This window comes from Ferruginibacter profundus, from assembly GCF_054783275.1.
In genome coordinates this window covers 335,766-353,325 of the sequence record NZ_BAAGQW010000003.1, presented here as the reverse complement: position 1 = coordinate 353,325, position 17,560 = coordinate 335,766, and the positions used below count along the sequence as shown (strand labels likewise).

The window sequence follows — 17,560 nt, the reverse complement described above, 5'->3', positions numbered from 1 at the left end:
GCAATCGTTCCCGCAAAGGTATAGTATGTGGTTTTCAGCCACCAATTTGCAGAATGAATGAGATTGAAATCATTACACGCAAACGATTGCGTAAATTCAAATATTGTGTATTTTATTAAAAATCCTCGAATATTGTGGTGAAATAGTTGAATGCATTGAATATTTTTTAATTGGCCCGTTGATTACGCTGTTTTCGCAGACAAGGCATTTATTATATTTTGTTGAATTAAATATTGGCTGGGTTTATCCAATAACCAGTTAAATTGTAATAATTTGTGTATTCTCAGCGGCTTTCTCTGCGATGTAAGTGAAAGCAGCTGAAAAGATTCCAAAAATGTATATTGCACTATAAACGACTACGCATGAAATACCTTCCTTTAAATGCAGCAATTTTTATTGATAACCGCAAAAGGTTCACCGATAAAATGGAAAAGAACGCTATTGCCATTTTTAACAGCAATGACGAATTGCCTATGAATGGTGATGCTATTCATAAGTTTAAACAAAACAGCGACCTGCTCTGGCTTACGGGTATTGAGCAGGAAGATACCATGCTGATATTGTACCCGGATAATCCTGATCCTAAATACAGGGAAGTACTGGTGCTGGTACGTCCGAATGAATTGAAAGAAAAATGGGACGGCCACAGGCTAAGAACGCATGAAGCCACTGCAATATCAGGCATTACCACAATTATCTGGTTAGATACATTGGATGGCGTATTGCAGCCATGGATACATTGGGCAGATACCATTTATCTGAACAGCAATGAGAACGACCGTAAAGCAAACCTGGTGCCGGTAAGAGATTACCGCTATGCCGAAATGATGAAGCAGCGTTATCCTTTACATAATTATAAACGCAGTGCAAAAATTTTAAAAGAAGTAAGAGCAATAAAATCTGCGTTGGAAGTAGAAGTATTGCAGAAAGCCATTGATATAACCGATACTACTTTCCGCCATTTGCTGCAGTTTATTAAGCCAGGTGTAATGGAATATGAGATTGAGGCGGAGATATACCATCAATTTATGAAGCAGCGAAGTGCAGGGCCGGCATACGGCAGCATTATTGCCAGCGGCGACAGGGCACGTACATTACATTATGTAGAGAATAACCGTGAATGTAAAGACGGTGAATTGATATTGATGGACTTTGGTGCAGAGTATGGTAATTATTGTGCCGACTTAACCAGGACCATCCCCGTAAACGGCAAATTTGGCCGCAGGCAAAAAACAGTGTACAATGCCTGTTTGCATTTGCATCATTATGCTGCCAGTATTTTAAAACCCGGCATCAGCATTATTGATTATACAGAAAAAGTAGGCGAGGAAGCTACCCAACAATTTTTAAAGATCGGGTTGATCCGCAAGAGTGATGTAAAAAATGAAGATCCGGAAAACAGGGCCTACAGAAAATATTTATACCATGGCATTTCTCATCATTTAGGTATTGATGTACATGACCTTGGAACGAGGACTGAACCGATAAAAGCAGGAATGGTATTTACCATTGAGCCGGGCATTTATATTGAAGAAGAGCAAATGGGCGTGAGGATCGAAAATAATTTCTGGATCACCAGGAATGGTAATAAAGACCTGATGAAAAATATCCCGATAACAGTGGAAGAAATTGAGGCGTTGATGAAGAAATAAGAAGAATCACTTTATAAAATTAAAGCCCTTGCAGTTTCAAAACTGTGAGGGCTTTTTGCAATATCATTAAACGGGTAGTAAACCTGTTGTACATCACAGTTTATTGCCTTCAATCCGTTTTAAAAATATATCCCTATAAGTTTCTCCAACAGGAATCACTTCTGAGCCAATGAATATCCTGTTCTTTTCGATGGTATCGATTTTATTCAATGCTACTATATATGATTTGTGTACCCTCATAAATTGCGTACCTGAAAGATGCTGCTCCAGTGTTTTTAAGTTTTGCAGGGTAATTAATTTTTCTTTTGTTGTTTGTATACTGATGTAATCTTTTAATCCTTCAATAAAAAGAATTTCATTAAGATTTACTTTGATCATTTTACTATCCGACTTTATAAAAATAAAATCATTATCAGCGCCGGTACTTTTAATGGGAGTAATAGTGCCGGTTGCCAGCGCTTTATCAACGGCTTTTAAAAACCGTTCCCGTGTAATAGGTTTCAGTAAGTAATCTGTAATATTATAATCATAACCTTCCAAAGCATAATCGGTATAAGCCGTGGTAAAAATTACCTTGTAATTATTGCCGATAATTTTTAAGACCTGTATGCCGGATAGCTCGGGCATCTGCACATCTAAAAAAATAATATCCACTTCATTTTTCTGAATAAATTGTATGGCTGCAAAGGCATCTGTGGTGGCAAAGCTGAGCGATAAGTTTTCGGTGTCTGCCACGTATTGGCTCAGTAATTCCACTGCCAGCGGCTCATCGTCTAAAATTACACAGTTCATTTTTTATCAAGGTTTAGCTGCAAGTTACACTGATAAATATTTTCATCCTGCTGTATGGCTAAAATATGCTTGGGGTATAATAGTGCCAGCCTTTTTTTTACATTGTTTAACCCGATACCCGATGAATTGTCTTTTATATTTTTGTTGATATAGTTGCTGGTGTATAAACTTAGGTTATTATCCGCCACAGTTATTTTTATCTGCAATGGTTTTTCAATATTGTTTAATACGCCATGCTTAAACATGTTTTCAATAAAAGGGATGAGCAGCAAAGGAGCAATCGTTTGATTGTTTATATTTCCTTCAAAATGGTATTGTATACTTTCTTTATTGCTCAGCCTGATAGTTTGCAATTCTATAAAACTGTTGATGTATTCTATTTCCCTTTGCAAACTTACCTGTTGGGCATCACTGTCTTTGTACATGTAGCGCATCAGGTGCGATAGTTTTTCAATACTGGGTAATGCTTTATCGGAATTGCTGCTTACCAACGCATAGATATTGTTGAGGGTATTAAAAATAAAATGAGGGTTCACCTGGTTTTTTAAAAAAGCAAGCTCGGCAGATTTTTTTTCTTCCATTAACAAGTACTTTTCTTTTTGAGATTTTATATTGTCGTCTATTACCCAAAACAACACACTCATAACAATCAGCAAGCCGCCAAAATAGATATTGTCGTAAATATAAAACCCTATTGAGGTACCCTCAGAATAATTCTTTATGCCAAACCATTTTAAAAATAGTACTTCCTGGAATACATACCTGAGCCCTATAAAGGCCAATAGCAGCAGCACCCACGAAACCCATGCTTTAGCTATCTGATTGGTTTTATAATATACCGGCAGGATAAAGAAGTAATTAAAGTAAAAAGTGAACGTAAATAAAATATAGTGGCTAATGGCCAGAGGGTCTAAATAATAGCGTATGCCACGCCATGCATCTGCGGTAAAAAAACTGCCTATAACATTGTGCCATGCAAAAATGTAAAACCAGAAAACTGTATGTAATAATATTTTTACCCATTTTTTCATACCATAAAAATAGTGGCAAAAGCTTTAACCCGGCTGCTATATCTGCCAACGCCCTTTTTTATCCGACCAAACCTAAGCAAGTGATTGAACGGAAATAAGGTAGGGTTGGTATAAAAGCTCCCTGAAGCGAAAAAAAGATATTGCAATTTTACGGCATCATTAAATTATAGCCATGAACAAATTATTGATCACCCTCTTGTTTAGCTTTTCCTGCGTAGCCGTTTTTTGCCAGCAGAAAGTAATTAGCGGTAAAGTAACCAACGCAAAAAATGTTCCCGTTCCGTTTGCCAATATTGCATTGGTAACTGCTGCAGATAATAAAACTGTAAAAGGTTCTGTTAGCGACAGTCTTGGAAATTTTAGTATTGCCGTTAAAACAAACGGAACGTATAAGTTGCTGGTATCCAACAGCGGATTTGACCCATATACTTCTGCAACAGTAGTGGTTGACTCTGCAACAACTACTATAAATATGCCGGTTATTACCTTACAGGAAAAATTTGAGACCAATAAAGCAGTGGTAGTGCAGGCAAAGAAAAAATTTATAGAAATACAGGCGGATAAAACTGTTTTAAATGTAGAGAACAGTATTGTGGCCGTTGGTAATTCGGCTTTTGAATTAATTAAAAAAGCTCCGGCGGTAACTGTTGATAAGGATGATAATTTAAAACTGAAAGGTGGTATTGCCACTATTTATGTAGACGGCAAGCCTTTTTATTTATCCGGTGAGCAACTGACGCAATATTTGAAAAACCTGCCGGCTGATGCCATCAGTAAAATTGAAATTATTGGTAATCCCGGTAGTAGATATGATGCAGCAGGTTTAACAGGAATTATCAATATCAGATTGAAAAAAAATAAGCAGTATGGTACTAATGGCAGTTATACTTTTGGTAGTGGTTATGGCAGGTATCCTAAAGTAAATTCTTCGGCCTCGATCAATCACCGCAATAAAAACGTGAATATTTTCAGTGATGGTTTTATCGGGTACAGCAATAGTTTTAATAAACTTACTTACAATAGTATTGTGGATAATAATGGAACAGTTACTTACCAGGACAGAGATAATTACTGGCACCCAAAAACAGTGTGGAATTCATTTAAAGTGGGTGCAGATTTTAATCTCAGCAAAAAAACTATCATTGGTTTTTTAATTAAAGGTAATGGCGAACATGAAAAAACAGTTACAGATAATAATACCATTTTCAGCAACCAGAACAGGCAATTGTTAAATAGTATTGTTACAGTAAAAAATTATGAAGAAAGAACAAACAGCATCAGTTATAATGTAAACCTTAAAAGAACCATTGACAGCCTGGGCAGCGAATTGAGTTTTGATGTAGACTATGTAACATTTAAAAGAACTGCTGAAGATTATAACTACAATAATTTTAAAGATGCCAATAACAATAGTTACCGTGATCCCTATACTTTCAGAAATGCAAGCCCGGCAGATATTTTTATAAAAACAGCAAAAGCAGATTTTACTAAAGTGTACAATGCCGGTTTTAAAATTGAAGCCGGAGCCAAAGCCAGCGATGTAGAAAATAAAAATTACCTACAGGTAGATTCTCTAAACAATAATACCTGGATAAAAGACAATAACCGCACCAACACTTTTATTTATACCGAGAAGATTTTTGCCGGCTATTTTAATTTTACCAAAGACTGGAAAAAGATCAGTCTGCAAATGGGTGTAAGAGTAGAAAATACGGATTATACAGGCAATAGCATAACACTTAACCAGGTAAAAGACAGCAGCTACACCAATTTATTTCCCAGTGCATTTTTAACTTACAAACAAAATGAAAAAAATACCTGGAACGTAAGTTATTCCCGCCGCATCAACAGGCCATCTTATCAATCACTTAACCCGTTCATTAATTTTGTTGATCCCTACACACAATTTGAAGGCAACCCCAATTTAAAACCCAGCTTTACACAATCCTTTGAAGTAAAGCATAGCTACAACAATTTTTTATACAGCACTTTAAGTTACAGTTATACCAGGGCACAAAGCACCAATGTTATTTTGCAGGATAAAGTAACCGGCAGGGTAAGAAATATTACAGCCAATGTAGGCAACTCTTCATACATGGCATTTAATATAAGCGCAAGTGCACAACCATATCAATGGTGGAGTATTGATAATAATGTAAGTTTCAGCGGCGGCAATTCAAAATCCACTTACCCTGAGTTTGAGTTTAATCAAAACTTTTTTAGTATGGATCTCGGCACTGAGCACGCATTTAGTTTACCAAACAAAATAAAGATTCAAGCCAGCGCCTATTACAGTACTCCTTACAGGGATGGTATCACCAGGGTACGGGCCAGTTACATGGTAAGTGCGGGGGCTCAAAAATCGTTATGGAATAATAAGGCTTCCATTAAAATAAATTTCAACAATATCATTGGCCCTTCTGCCTACCGGGCAAGGTATTTAAGTGATAATTTAAATATTAAATGGATCAACCAATGGGAAGGTAAAAGGGTAAGCCTCAGTTTCAATTATAAATTTGGCAATACCAATGTAAAAGCAAGCCGCCAGAGAAATTCAGCTTCGCAGGAAGAAAAGAACAGGGTGAATTTATAAGTATAGGAATTGTTTTAGTCCCCGTGACCGGTAAAGACACCGGCCACGAGGGCTAAATTTTGATGTTTTACTATACCATAAAGTATTAAATTTGCGCCAACGCATCAATTTAACCCATTCATTACGGTGTAGTAAATCAATATGCAACGACACATTCCCAATGTTTTTACACTGCTTAACTTATTTCTCGGCTGCATTGCCATTGTATTTGCCTTGCAAACAGAAACCATTTCTATTTATGTAGATAATGACCTGAGCACACATTATAACATTCCCGAAAAAATAGCTGTTGCTTCTTATTTTATTTTTGCTGCGGCCATAGTAGATTTTTTAGATGGCTTTGTTGCCCGCCTTCTGGGTGCTGCATCCGAAATGGGTAAACAACTGGATTCTTTAAGTGATGTGGTAAGTTTTGGTGTAGCGCCTTCGGTAATATTGTACCAGCTTTTACGCATCAGCTTTATCAAAGAAGAAAACGGTTTAGAGACTTCTATTGTATGGTTATTGCCTGCTTTTCTTGTGGCATGTGCCGGTGCTTATCGTTTGGCAAGGTTTAATATCGATAGCTCACAATCCTATGGATTTAAAGGAGTGCCTATTCCGGCAGCCGGCCTGCTCATAGCATCTTTTCCATTGATATTGCATTATGGAAATAGCATTATTGACGTAAGTGAATGGTTGACCAACAAATGGGTGTTGTATGTTGTAATTGTACTCGTAAGCGGGTTAATGGTGTCCACATTGCCTTTAATGGCGCTCAAATTCAAAGATTTTACTTTTAAAAATAACATCCCCAAAGTAGTTTTGCTGGTAATTGCACTGGCGGCGGCCCTTTTATTGCACTGGCTTGCTGTACCGGTAGTGTTCATTGCCTACATTATTTTATCTTTGCTTTACAAACACAAATAATTATGACTTATACAGTACAGGTTAAAGTTATGCCATTGAAAGATCTGTTAGATCCGCAAGGAAAGGCCGTAATGGGTGGCTTACAGAATTTAGGCATTAAAAATGTTGGCGACGTTAGAATAGGTAAGCATATCGACCTGCAGGTAGAAGCCGGCAGTAAAGAAGAGGCATTGGTTGTGGCCGAAGAAGCCGCAAAAAAATTACTGGCCAACCCGGTAATGGAATATTTTGAATTAACAGCGATATAAAATTTATGATGTAAGATTTATGATGTGTGATTTGCAGAGCAAACATCATAAATCATAAATCAAAAATCATAAATCCTCATATGTTGTACATTATCCCCACTCCCATAGGCAACCTGGCTGATTTTACTTTCAGGGCAGTGGAAGTTTTAAAATCTGTTGATCTGATTTTAGCAGAAGATACCCGAACGTCTTCAGTTTTGCTGAATCATTATATGATCCAGAAGCCGGTCTCTCCTTACCACCAGCACAACGAACATAAAATAGTGACGCATCTGGCCGAACAGATGGCAGCAGGTAAAACCATTGCCCTGCTTACTGATGCCGGTACACCGGGCATCAGCGATCCTGCTTTTTTATTAGTGAGGGAATGTGTGAAAAATAATATCCGTGTAGAATGTTTGCCCGGCGCCACTGCATTTGTGCCTGCATTGGTGAATAGCGGTTTGCCAATGAATAGTTTTTGTTTCGAAGGTTTTTTGCCTTTAAAAAAAGGCAGGCAAACCATGATGAAAAAATTAGCGGAAGAAGAAAGAACAATGGTGTTTTACGAAAGCCCGATGCGGTTGGTAAAAACATTGCATGAGTTTATACAGTACTTTGGTGCAGGCAGGCAATGTTGCGTAAGCCGTGAACTCACTAAAAAATTTGAAGAAAATAAAAGAGGAACCTTACAGGAAGTACATGATCATTTTAATGAAAAAGCTGTGAAGGGCGAAATTGTAATTGTAGTGCAGGGTAAAGAATAAAAGTATTACAATGAAAATTAAATGGCTGGTCTTTTATTGTTTTATTATTAATACCAATTGCCTTGCCCAGGAAACCAGTACCTGGGGTAATACCTACCGGGTGATCGATGCCAGGCCTTATGCCGGGAAAAATTTCATTGTTCAAATAGCAGCCAAAGTAATAGCATTAAAGAAAAATGCCCAGGCAGGCATGTGGGTTGCCGTTACCAAAGAGAATAAGAAAGGCGGGTTTTATAAGAATATGTCAGGCAATCCGATAGTTGCCAGTGAATGGAAAGTATATAGCCTCTCGGGTAAAATTGATAAAACGGCCGGATATATGACCATAGGATTCGGGTATAGCAATCCCGGTATTTTTTACTTTGATGATTTTAAATTGCTGGTAGAAAATACTGCCGGTACAATGGAAGAAGTGCCATTGGCAAATGCGGGTTTTGAAGAAGACAGCATCGCCGCTAAATATTCGTGGATGTACAGTATGGGTAAAGACCAGTATAAAACTTCGCTTGAAAAGGCCGATGTTTTTTCGGGTAAGCAATCCTGTAAAGTTGATGGCAGTGCGTTAATTTCATTGCTATCTTATGGCGATAATGATTCAACCGGAAAGTATGCTGCTGTTAACGGCATTAAAATTTATTATGAAGAATATGGCGCAGGCCAGCCACTGCTTTTATTGCATGGTAATTCAATGGCAATAAATTCTTTTCGGCTACAAATTCCTGAACTGTCAAAATACTTTCACGTGTATGCTATAGATACCCGTGGACACGGGAGATCGGGCGATGATGGAAAAAGATATACCTACGATTTATTTGCAGATGATATGAATGCCTTGCTGGATCATTTGCATTTAGACAGTGTAAATGTTTTGGGATGGAGTGATGGTGGAAATACGGGTTTGATAATGGCGATGAAATACCCCGGGAAAGTAAAAAAGCTGATTACAATGGGGGCGGTAATATTTATTGATAACACGGTTGTAGACGAAGCAATATTTAAATCGTTGTATAAAGAAAGAAAAGAGCTTGAAAGTGATGCTGCTGCTGATGCACCGGGAAGGATACGCCGTATTGACCTTTTGCTTACCGAGCCCAGGCACAGATTTGAAGAACTGCAATCCATCAGTTGCCCAGTATTGGTTATAGCAGGAGAGAAAGACCTGGTTAAAGAAGAGCATACCAAAGGCATTGCCGCCCATATTCCAAATGCTACACTAATGATTGTGCCAAAAGCCTCACATGAATTGCCCTGGGAAAATGCTTCGCTTTTTAATACCTATGTAATAGATTTTTTGAAAAAATAATTCTTTCTGAAAAATATTTTCAATTGTAAGGCTGCAATAAAAATATTTTTTCGTTGACGACAACTCCACCGTAATTTCACTATTTTGTAAACGTAGGCCTACTTTTTTTTAAAGGATTATTTTTTATTTTTCAAAAGGCCGCATCTTCCTGAACCTGGTTTTAAAAAAATATAAATGGCTTGTAATCCTTTACTGGAAAGAGTTCCAGGGGATCGGGTAAAACGTATTTTCAAAACATCGCTTCCATATTTACACTTGTATTTTACCGAATTGTTAAATTAAAAAAATACCAGTTTAGGGTATTGACAAATTAATTTACATGCTCTAATCTTGTGTTGTAATTAAAATAATCCACTCTCCTGCAATTGCTTCCCTCATAAACTACAGCAAAACCGTGTTACAGGCATGGCAGAAAATTGTAAAATTTTCCGGGGTGAACCTTTTTCTAAAAAAATGAAAAAATTCACAATGGCAATGCTATGCGTTTATGAAAACAGGATGAGGTGAAAAATAAATGAAACAAAATGATTGACAAGGCATTAAAGTTTATTACCGAGGAAATTAATAATTACCTGCTCACTAAATTGTCGTTTGCAGATAGCAGTAAAATTGTGCTGGATAATATTGCCCGCCTGCAGGAGGGAAGCGGCGGAGGCAGTACCAATAAAATTATTCTTTCGCTGGTGAATATTGAGGAAGACAGGATCAGTAAAAACCCGGATAATTTTTACAAAACAGAAGATAATAAAGTAGTGTATAAAAATGCACCTATTCATTTAAACCTGTATTGCCTTTTTGCATACAATCACGGAGAGAATGATTCGGAATCAACCAATCATTACGAAGAAGCGCTATTGTATATTTCTTATGTGATACGTTTTTTTCAGCATCGCAATGTTTTTACTGCCAGTAATGCACCGGCATTGGATGCCGGGATAGAAAAATTATTGATGGAATTGCATTCACTGGGTTTTGAACAACTGAATCATTTATGGGCAGTAATGGGGGGCAAGTACCTGCCATCAGTTTTATATAAAATGCGGCTGGTGGTAATTGATGAAAGCCTGCAATCAGGTGCCGGAGAATTAATCAAAAATATCAGCGTAGCAGAAAATTAATATTATGAGCGTTCAGTTTCAATCTTTATTTACCATACAATTGTTACATGACTATTATAACAGGCATGAAAATAAATGCACCGATTTTGATATTGTGCCGTCGGAGGATTGTGCCATGCAAATGAAGAATATGCAACTGTTGCATAAGAATTATAATAATAAACTGCTTACTGTGATTAATGCTGTAAAAGAGTTGAACGATACGCCACCTCCTGATTTTAAACTGAGGCCGTTCATTAATTTTAAAGAAGGGCTTACCCTTAGATTTTATTTACAATTAAAGCATCCTCATTTTTCAAATTTTACTTCCATCGCTTTAAAACAATCAGAAAGAAAGAGATTTTATTTCAGCAACCTTAGTAAAAATAAAGCCGGTGCGGTATTATCGCTGTCAAATGCCATAGCGGCACATACGCTGGGTAAAATGTATGCGCCGGGTAATATTGTAAAAGGGCCAGATAATAATTTTTATGAAGCCGTACGCAGCAGCGATGGTACAGTAGCATCAAAAGATATAACCAATACCAGTTACTGGCAAAAAGCGGCGGCTAATAATCCGTATGTGAATGAAAGTGATGAAGTGACTATTACCGGCGGTAATTATAATTATACATTACAAACACCGGCCAGCAATATCATCATAAAAATATTCAGCATCAATAAAGCAGATCCGAATCTTACGTATGATCATCTTATTGAAACAATTGAAAAAACATTTGCACAAAACCAGGTAACAGTAAGCATTGATCTTACTAAAAAAGATCCGGGCAAATACAGAATTGTTGTAAACAGTGAAGATGATACCTGGCTTTATGTGGACGCCAATGCCGTAAAGCAAAACGTATTTGGCATTATTGAACTGCATCATTTTGAAAAAGTACCGTCCGATTTTCAATTGCTTACTTCGGGCGGGCATATAAAAATTCCGGAACAGGTGTTCAGCATCTGGTTTAAAAACCGTTCTGTTACCTGGAAATACATTTCTCAAAACGGCGATATTGGTGTGACTGATTCCGCTGCAGCTCCGAAAGTTTTTTTGCCGGGCAGTGCTGCAGCGGTAAAGTCTGCCGAAGCCATTGCCATTACTGAGTCTCCGGTAACAACACTTACTGCAACTAAAACGGCAACGGGCAAACAAATAAAGTTTTTAAAAAATCCTGAAGTAGCGCAACTGGTTTTTGAGCAGGAAGGAGCTACAGGTTTTTTTTCCTGCAACATGTATGTAAAAATTGACACTTAAAAATTATAAACAAAAAATTTTATCACTAACAAAATTTATAACTATGGCAACTTACAAAACACCCGGTGTGTATATAGAGGAAATAGCACTCTTTCCGCCATCGGTAGCGCAGGTGGAAACTGCTATCCCTGCATTTATCGGATATACAGAAAAGGCAGAGAAAAACGGGGCTGCATTGCCAACAATAAAAGTAACTGTGGGTGCAGGCGATGTTACAGTATACGAACCGGTGCGTATTACATCACTGATTGAATACGTAAGTTATTTTGGCACCGGCCCCAAAGAAAATCTTACGATTGAAGTAAAAGATACCTATGTGCCTGCCACAACCACTATTGCAAAAAGAGTGATCACTGCAAAAGGTCCTGATACAGTAAAGCATTCTATGTATTATCACATGCAGATGTATTTTGCCAATGGTGGCGGGCCATGCTATGTATTATCTGTAGGAGATACAACAGGGGGCGTAGCCAAAGATAATTTATTGGCGGGCCTTGATGTGATCGGCCGTTACGATGAACCCACATTACTTGTTTTTCCGCAGGGTAATTCATTGGGCACGGCAAGTGATCTCTATGATATTTATGATACCGCACTTTTACAGGCCGCAGCGTTGAAAGACAGATTTGTGGTGATGGATTGCTATGGCGATGATTATAAAACATTGCGTGCAGTTGATGGTGTTGGAACAATGAACCTTAAATATGGCGGCGCTTATCATCCTTATTTAAAAACAGGTTTAAATTTTATTTATGATAAGGATAATCAAACCATTGTTCATAAAAAAGACCCTGAAGCAGATGGCACATTTGTGGACGGAGATTTTAATGGCAAGAAATTAAGTGAGATTACTTTGAACGAATTGAGAGAACAGGTAAAAGCTGAGATAGCCAACCAGGCAAGAATTACATTGCCACCTTGCAGCAGCGTTGTAGGTGTGTATGCAGCAACAGACAGCACCCGTGGTGTATGGAAAGCGCCCGCCAACGTAAGCCTCAACATAGTAAACGCACCATCAAAAAATATTACGGATAAAGACCAGGAAGATATGAACGTGGATGTAACAGCCGGTAAATCTGTAAATGCCATCCGTGCCTTTACCGGTAAAGGCACTTTGATATGGGGCGCCAGAACATTGGCAGGTAATGATAACGAATGGCGTTATGTTTCTGTTCGCCGCTTTTTTAATATGGTGGAAGAATCAGTAAAAAAAGCTACCTATCAATTTGTATTTGAACCTAATGATGCCAACACCTGGGTTAAGGTAAGAGCGATGATAGAAAATTACCTGACTGTGTTGTGGAGACAAGGTGCATTGGCCGGTGCAAAACCGGAGCAGGCTTTTTATGTAAAAGTGGGACTTAATATAACCATGACTGCACAGGATATCCTGGAAGGCTATATGAATGTGGAAATAGGAATGGCCGTTGTTCGTCCGGCAGAATTTATTGTGCTGAAATTTTCTCACAAAATGCAGGAGTCTTAGTACAGTGAATTTTCAATTCGCTTCTTAGCCGGAAAAAAAATCCGGCGTACTAAATAACAAACAGTGTTTAATCAAATCAAACAAATAATATTATGGCAAACTATCCCTTACCAAAATTTCACTTCCGTGTGGAGTGGGGTGGCGCAAAAATCGGGTTTTCAGAAGTAAGTGGTTTATCTGTAGAAACTGATGTGGTGGAATACCGAGACGGATCAAGTCCGGAATTTCATAAAATAAAAATGCCCGGCATGCAGAAGTTTGGCAACATCACTATGAAGCGTGGCATTTTCCAGGGCGATAATGATTTTTATAAATGGTGGAATACAGTAGCATTGAATACTATTGAAAGGCGTGATGTAACTATCAGCCTGCTCAACGAAAATCACGAACCTGTTGCTGTATGGAAAATAAAAAATGCCTGGCCATCAAAAGTACAGTCCACCGATTTAAAGAGTGATGACAATGGCGTAGCTATTGAAACCATTGAACTGGCGCATGAAGGCCTGGTAATGCAAAACGGCGATTAACAATGGCAAACAATTATCCACCGGTAGGATTTTTTTTCCGGGTTGAGTTTCAGCTGGGTGGCGTTGGAAGTGCCGATGCGATGTTCCAGGAAGTAAACGGTTTTAATGCAGAGTTACTTACCGAAGAAGTGAGGCAGGGTGGCGAAAACCGTTTTTCGCAGGTATTGCCAACAAGGGCAAAATACAGCGACCTGGTACTCAAGCGTGGCCTCATCATTAATTCGGCCATTGTAAAATGGTGCAAGGATGCTATTGAAAACCTGGATATTCAACCGATAACGGTAGTGGTAACATTACTCAACGAAAAAAATACGCCATTGCAAACCTATAATATCGTTAATGCATGGCCGAAAAAATGGTCGGTATCAGATTTTAATGCGCAGGAAAGTAAGATAGTGGTGGAAACAATGGAGTTGAGTTATCAATATTTTAAAGTGGCTTAAAGTATGCCTGTAGAAATTTTAGAAATAGTAGTACGAGCTAATGTTCAGGAACCCGGAGCTGCGGTTGCCACCGCAGCAAATACCGGGCAGGAAAGTGATTTTCAGCAACAGCAATTAATTGAAGAAGCTGTAGAGCAGATGCTGGAAGTATTACGCCGGAGAGAAGAACGATAAAAAATAAAACTATGAGTGGTTTTTTAGATAAAATAAAGATCATCGGGTTTAAGGAAGCTACCGAATCTTCGCTCGGTGTGCCCTTCAGTATTTATATCGGTATGTTTAACCCGGAAAAATACAGTGTAACAACACAGATCGTTTACAACCATGATAAAAAACATGGCGGTACTGCAAGCGAGTGTACATTTAACAGGATAGAACCACGGACTTTTAATTTTGAATTTTTAGTAGACGGTACAGGGGCTTCAGGAGAAAAGCGTGAAGTGCTGGCTGATATTATTTTATTCAGAACCACCTGTGGTTTTGTAGGTACTACACACCGGCCAACTTATCTTATTATACAATGGGGTACTTTTTTAGCCCGTTGTGTATTAACATCGTTAACGATTGACTATACTTTATTCCGGCCGGATGGCACACCATTACGTGCCACACTCAGGGCAGCTTTTACAGAATATACCACGCCTGCCCTGGAACAGCTGCAGAATTTTCTCAGCTCTCCTGATGTAACACATGTAAGAACTGTTGCTGCAACCGATCGCCTGGACCTGATGAGTTATACTATTTATAAGGATTCAAAATATTATATGCAGCTGGCAGAAGTAAATAACCTCAATCATTTTCGTAAACTAAAAGTTGGCAGCGATATTGTTTTTCCTCCGTTAGAAAAAAAGAAGTAGTGACAAAAAGGAGCAGCGTAAATAAAGTAATAAGTATAAATCAAGAAAATAAAAATGGCGAACCTCCGTCTTTTACCTGACCAACAAAATACCGACCTGGTAAGTTTTACCATTTTAATTAATGGTACTGCCGCAGGTAAAGAGATTGGTGTGGTTTCTATTGCAGTACATAAGGAGGTGAATAAAATTCCCTGGGCAAAATTAGTAATACAGGATGGCGATGTGGCTGCAGAAGATTTTGTGATCAGTAACCAGGAAACCTTTAAACCTGGTAACGAAATTGAAATTAAGGCGGGCTATCATGCTGATGAAACAACAATTTTTAAAGGCATTATTATAAAACACGGTATTAAGATTTTACGCAACAGGCATTCTTTACTGGAAGTGGAATGCAAGGATGTGGTAATTAAAACCACAGCGGGAAGGAAGAATAAATATTTCTACGATAGTAAGGATACGGATGTGATAGAAGAAATTTTAAATACTTATGGAATACAAAGTGATGCTACTGCTGATGCCGCAGATGCAAAGCATAAAGAAGTAGTACAGTATTACTCCACCGACTGGGATTTTATAGTGTGCCGTGCTGAAGTGAGTGGAAAATTAATAATGGCAGATGACGGTACAGTAAAAATAAAGAAACCCGATTTTACTCAAACTCCCGTTGCACGCTTGCAATATGGTGGCAATATTTTAGAACTGGAAGCGATGATGGATGCCACATATCAATATGCAGGTGTTACTGCATCGGGCTGGAATTATGCCAACCAGGAATTATCCGAACAGGATGCAGTGGAACCGGTGTTGCAGGAAGAAGGTAATATCAGCAGCAGTGACCTTTCTGATGTACTGGGATTGGATACGTATAAATTGTTTCATTCCGGTAGTGTGAATGACCAGGAGTTACGTGGATGGGCCAGCACACAATTATTAAAAAGTAAATTATCAAAAATAAAAGGGCGTGTAAAGTTTTTGGGATTTGCAGCTGTTAAGCCGGGTACAGTGGTGGAGTTGCAAGGGATTGGCGACAGGTTTAATGGTATTGCATTTGTGTCTGCTGTGAGGCATAGCATCGGCAACGGTAACTGGCATACTGATATTAATGTGGGACTTTCTACCAGGTGGTTTGCGCAGGAGGATGAGGTGTCGGCCTTGCCTGCATCGGGGTTGATCCCGTCCATATCAGGGTTACAGGTAGGTATTGTAACGCAACTGGAGAATGATCCTGACGGTGAACATCGCATACAGGTACGTGTACCCGTAATTGATGCAACCGCCGATGGCATCTGGGCAAGAGTAGCTTGTGTGGATGCAGGCAATGAACGTTGTTCTTATTTCCGCCCCGAAGTAAATGATGAAGTGATTGTGGGTTTTATTAATGACGATCCCCGCCATGCGGTGGTGTTGGGTATGTTCAACAGCAGTGCATTGCCGGTGCCAACAGATGTGTTTCCCGAGGAAGATGCCAATAATATTAAAGGTTTTGTAACCCGTAGCAAACTCAGGGTAACATTTGATGATGATAAAAAAATTATCACTTTACAAACGCCTGCTGAAAATAAAATTGTGATCAGTGATGATGATGGAAGTATTGTATTGCAGGATCAGAATAATAATAAAATTACGATGAATAGCGATGGTATTACTGTAGAGAGTGCAAAAGACCTGGTATTAAAGGCCACAAACAATGTGCGTATACAAGCTGTGAAGATAGAAGCAGAAGCCACGGGTGAATTCTCTGCAACAGGAAATACTAAAGCAGCATTGAACAGCAGCGGACAAACCGAAATAAAAGGCGGTACAGTAATGATCAATTAAAAAATATTTTATGCCAGGCGCAGCAAGAGCAGGAGATATGCACACATGCCCGATGGTGAACCCCAATGGCTCACCACATGTTGGCGGACCGGTAATGCCACCGGGTTGTCCTACTGTTTTAATTGAAGGGCAACCGGCAGCAAGAATGGGAGATCTGTTAACCTGTGCCGGTCCGCCGGATGTTATCGTTAAAGGATCTGCCACTGTATTGATAGGCGGAATGCCGGCAGCAAGAATAGGAGATACCACAGCGCATGGCGGTTCCATTACACTGGGAAGTTTTAAAGTGATCATTGGAGGATAAAAGAAAATAATTTACTAAAAAGAAAAAAAGAGCCTCTCTGCGAAAACTCTTTTTCTCATTTTCTCTGCGTTAAAATATGGAAGCAAAAAAATCTTTTCTGGGTGTTGGGTGGTCATTTCCGCCAACGTTTTATAAAAATCCCTGCCAGGTGCAAATGGTATCGGATGAAGAAGATATCAGGCAGAGCCTTGAAATATTATTATCAACAAGGCATGGCGAAAGAATCATGCAACCGGAATACGGCTGCAATTTGGATGTGCTGTTGTTTGAACCCATCAATACTTCACTCATCACATTTGTAAAAGACCTGATTGAAAAAGCCGTGCTGTATCATGAACCAAGAATTGAATTGAAGAAAACAGCAATTAAGACCGACCAGGCACTGGAAGGTTTGCTATTGATAGAACTGGAGTATGTGATAAGAACTACCAACTCAAGATACAATATGGTGTATCCCTTTTATTTAAACGAAGCAGAACAACAGCCAAAATAA

The 17,560-nt window shown here is 38.7% G+C and carries 18 protein-coding genes; 16 read left to right on the top strand and 2 right to left on the bottom strand.

From position 1 onward, the window contains the following. Positions 1 to 362: 362 nt before the first annotated feature. Entirely contained in the window at positions 363 to 1,652 is a 1,290-nt protein-coding gene (locus ACYVM0_RS21345) for an aminopeptidase P family protein (RefSeq protein WP_460560491.1), read from the top strand. 93 nt (positions 1,653 to 1,745) lie between these two features. Here the strand turns inward: ACYVM0_RS21345 and ACYVM0_RS21340 are convergent, their stop codons facing one another. Together ACYVM0_RS21340 and ACYVM0_RS21335 are read right to left on the bottom strand one after the other, a co-directional pair. Further along, on the bottom strand, positions 1,746 to 2,444 hold the full coding sequence (locus ACYVM0_RS21340) for a LytR/AlgR family response regulator transcription factor (RefSeq protein WP_460560489.1): 699 nt from the start codon (positions 2,442 to 2,444) through the stop codon (positions 1,746 to 1,748). After that, positions 2,441 to 3,475, bottom strand: a complete 1,035-nt coding sequence (locus ACYVM0_RS21335; protein ID WP_460560487.1) for a sensor histidine kinase — start codon at positions 3,473 to 3,475, stop codon at positions 2,441 to 2,443. The genes ACYVM0_RS21340 and ACYVM0_RS21335 overlap by 4 nt, the downstream gene beginning before the upstream one ends. Before the next feature lie 172 nt (positions 3,476 to 3,647). On the opposite strand from ACYVM0_RS21335, the gene ACYVM0_RS21330 reads away from it, so the two are divergent. The 15 genes from ACYVM0_RS21330 (at position 3,648) to ACYVM0_RS21260 (ending at position 17,560) form a co-directional block, all read left to right on the top strand. Next, on the top strand, positions 3,648 to 6,068 hold the full coding sequence (locus ACYVM0_RS21330; RefSeq protein ID WP_460560485.1) for a TonB-dependent receptor domain-containing protein: 2,421 nt from the start codon (positions 3,648 to 3,650) through the stop codon (positions 6,066 to 6,068). Between the two features lie 141 nt (positions 6,069 to 6,209). Beyond that, the gene (gene pssA, locus ACYVM0_RS21325) at positions 6,210 to 6,977 is read left to right on the top strand and encodes a CDP-alcohol phosphatidyltransferase family protein (RefSeq protein ID WP_460560483.1); all 768 of its coding nucleotides are present in this window, start codon (positions 6,210 to 6,212) and stop codon (positions 6,975 to 6,977) included. Between the two features lie 2 nt (positions 6,978 to 6,979). Further along, complete coding sequence (gene purS, locus ACYVM0_RS21320) at positions 6,980 to 7,225, top strand: phosphoribosylformylglycinamidine synthase subunit PurS (RefSeq protein ID WP_460560481.1); 246 nt, start codon at positions 6,980 to 6,982, stop codon at positions 7,223 to 7,225. A gap of 80 nt (positions 7,226 to 7,305) precedes the next feature. Beyond that, entirely contained in the window at positions 7,306 to 7,971 is a 666-nt protein-coding gene (gene rsmI / locus ACYVM0_RS21315) for a 16S rRNA (cytidine(1402)-2'-O)-methyltransferase (protein ID WP_460560479.1), read from the top strand. Positions 7,972 to 7,981: 10 nt separating this feature from the next. Continuing rightward, positions 7,982 to 9,274 (top strand): alpha/beta fold hydrolase, encoded by a 1,293-nt coding sequence (locus ACYVM0_RS21310; protein WP_460560477.1) that lies wholly within the window; start codon positions 7,982 to 7,984, stop codon positions 9,272 to 9,274. A gap of 524 nt (positions 9,275 to 9,798) precedes the next feature. Beyond that, on the top strand, positions 9,799 to 10,392 hold the full coding sequence (locus tag ACYVM0_RS21305) for a Pvc16 family protein (protein WP_460560475.1): 594 nt from the start codon (positions 9,799 to 9,801) through the stop codon (positions 10,390 to 10,392). Positions 10,393 to 10,396: 4 nt separating this feature from the next. Beyond that, positions 10,397 to 11,632, top strand: a complete 1,236-nt coding sequence (locus tag ACYVM0_RS21300) for a hypothetical protein (RefSeq protein ID WP_460560473.1) — start codon at positions 10,397 to 10,399, stop codon at positions 11,630 to 11,632. A 43-nt stretch (positions 11,633 to 11,675) separates the two neighbouring features. Next, positions 11,676 to 13,118, top strand: a complete 1,443-nt coding sequence (locus ACYVM0_RS21295; protein ID WP_460560471.1) for a phage tail sheath family protein — start codon at positions 11,676 to 11,678, stop codon at positions 13,116 to 13,118. A 92-nt stretch (positions 13,119 to 13,210) separates the two neighbouring features. Beyond that, on the top strand, positions 13,211 to 13,645 hold the full coding sequence (locus tag ACYVM0_RS21290) for a phage tail protein (protein ID WP_460560469.1): 435 nt from the start codon (positions 13,211 to 13,213) through the stop codon (positions 13,643 to 13,645). Positions 13,646 to 13,647: 2 nt separating this feature from the next. Continuing rightward, positions 13,648 to 14,088 (top strand): phage tail protein, encoded by a 441-nt coding sequence (locus tag ACYVM0_RS21285; RefSeq protein ID WP_460560467.1) that lies wholly within the window; start codon positions 13,648 to 13,650, stop codon positions 14,086 to 14,088. A 3-nt stretch (positions 14,089 to 14,091) separates the two neighbouring features. After that, on the top strand, positions 14,092 to 14,262 hold the full coding sequence (locus tag ACYVM0_RS21280; RefSeq protein WP_460560465.1) for a DUF5908 family protein: 171 nt from the start codon (positions 14,092 to 14,094) through the stop codon (positions 14,260 to 14,262). Positions 14,263 to 14,273: 11 nt separating this feature from the next. Further along, entirely contained in the window at positions 14,274 to 14,945 is a 672-nt protein-coding gene (locus ACYVM0_RS21275) for a CIS tube protein (RefSeq protein WP_460560463.1), read from the top strand. 54 nt (positions 14,946 to 14,999) lie between these two features. Next, complete coding sequence (gene vgrG / locus ACYVM0_RS21270) at positions 15,000 to 16,763, top strand: type VI secretion system Vgr family protein (RefSeq protein ID WP_460560461.1); 1,764 nt, start codon at positions 15,000 to 15,002, stop codon at positions 16,761 to 16,763. Between the two features lie 10 nt (positions 16,764 to 16,773). Next, positions 16,774 to 17,067 (top strand): PAAR domain-containing protein, encoded by a 294-nt coding sequence (locus ACYVM0_RS21265; RefSeq protein WP_460560459.1) that lies wholly within the window; start codon positions 16,774 to 16,776, stop codon positions 17,065 to 17,067. Positions 17,068 to 17,143: 76 nt separating this feature from the next. After that, positions 17,144 to 17,560 (top strand): GPW/gp25 family protein, encoded by a 417-nt coding sequence (locus ACYVM0_RS21260; RefSeq protein ID WP_460560457.1) that lies wholly within the window; start codon positions 17,144 to 17,146, stop codon positions 17,558 to 17,560.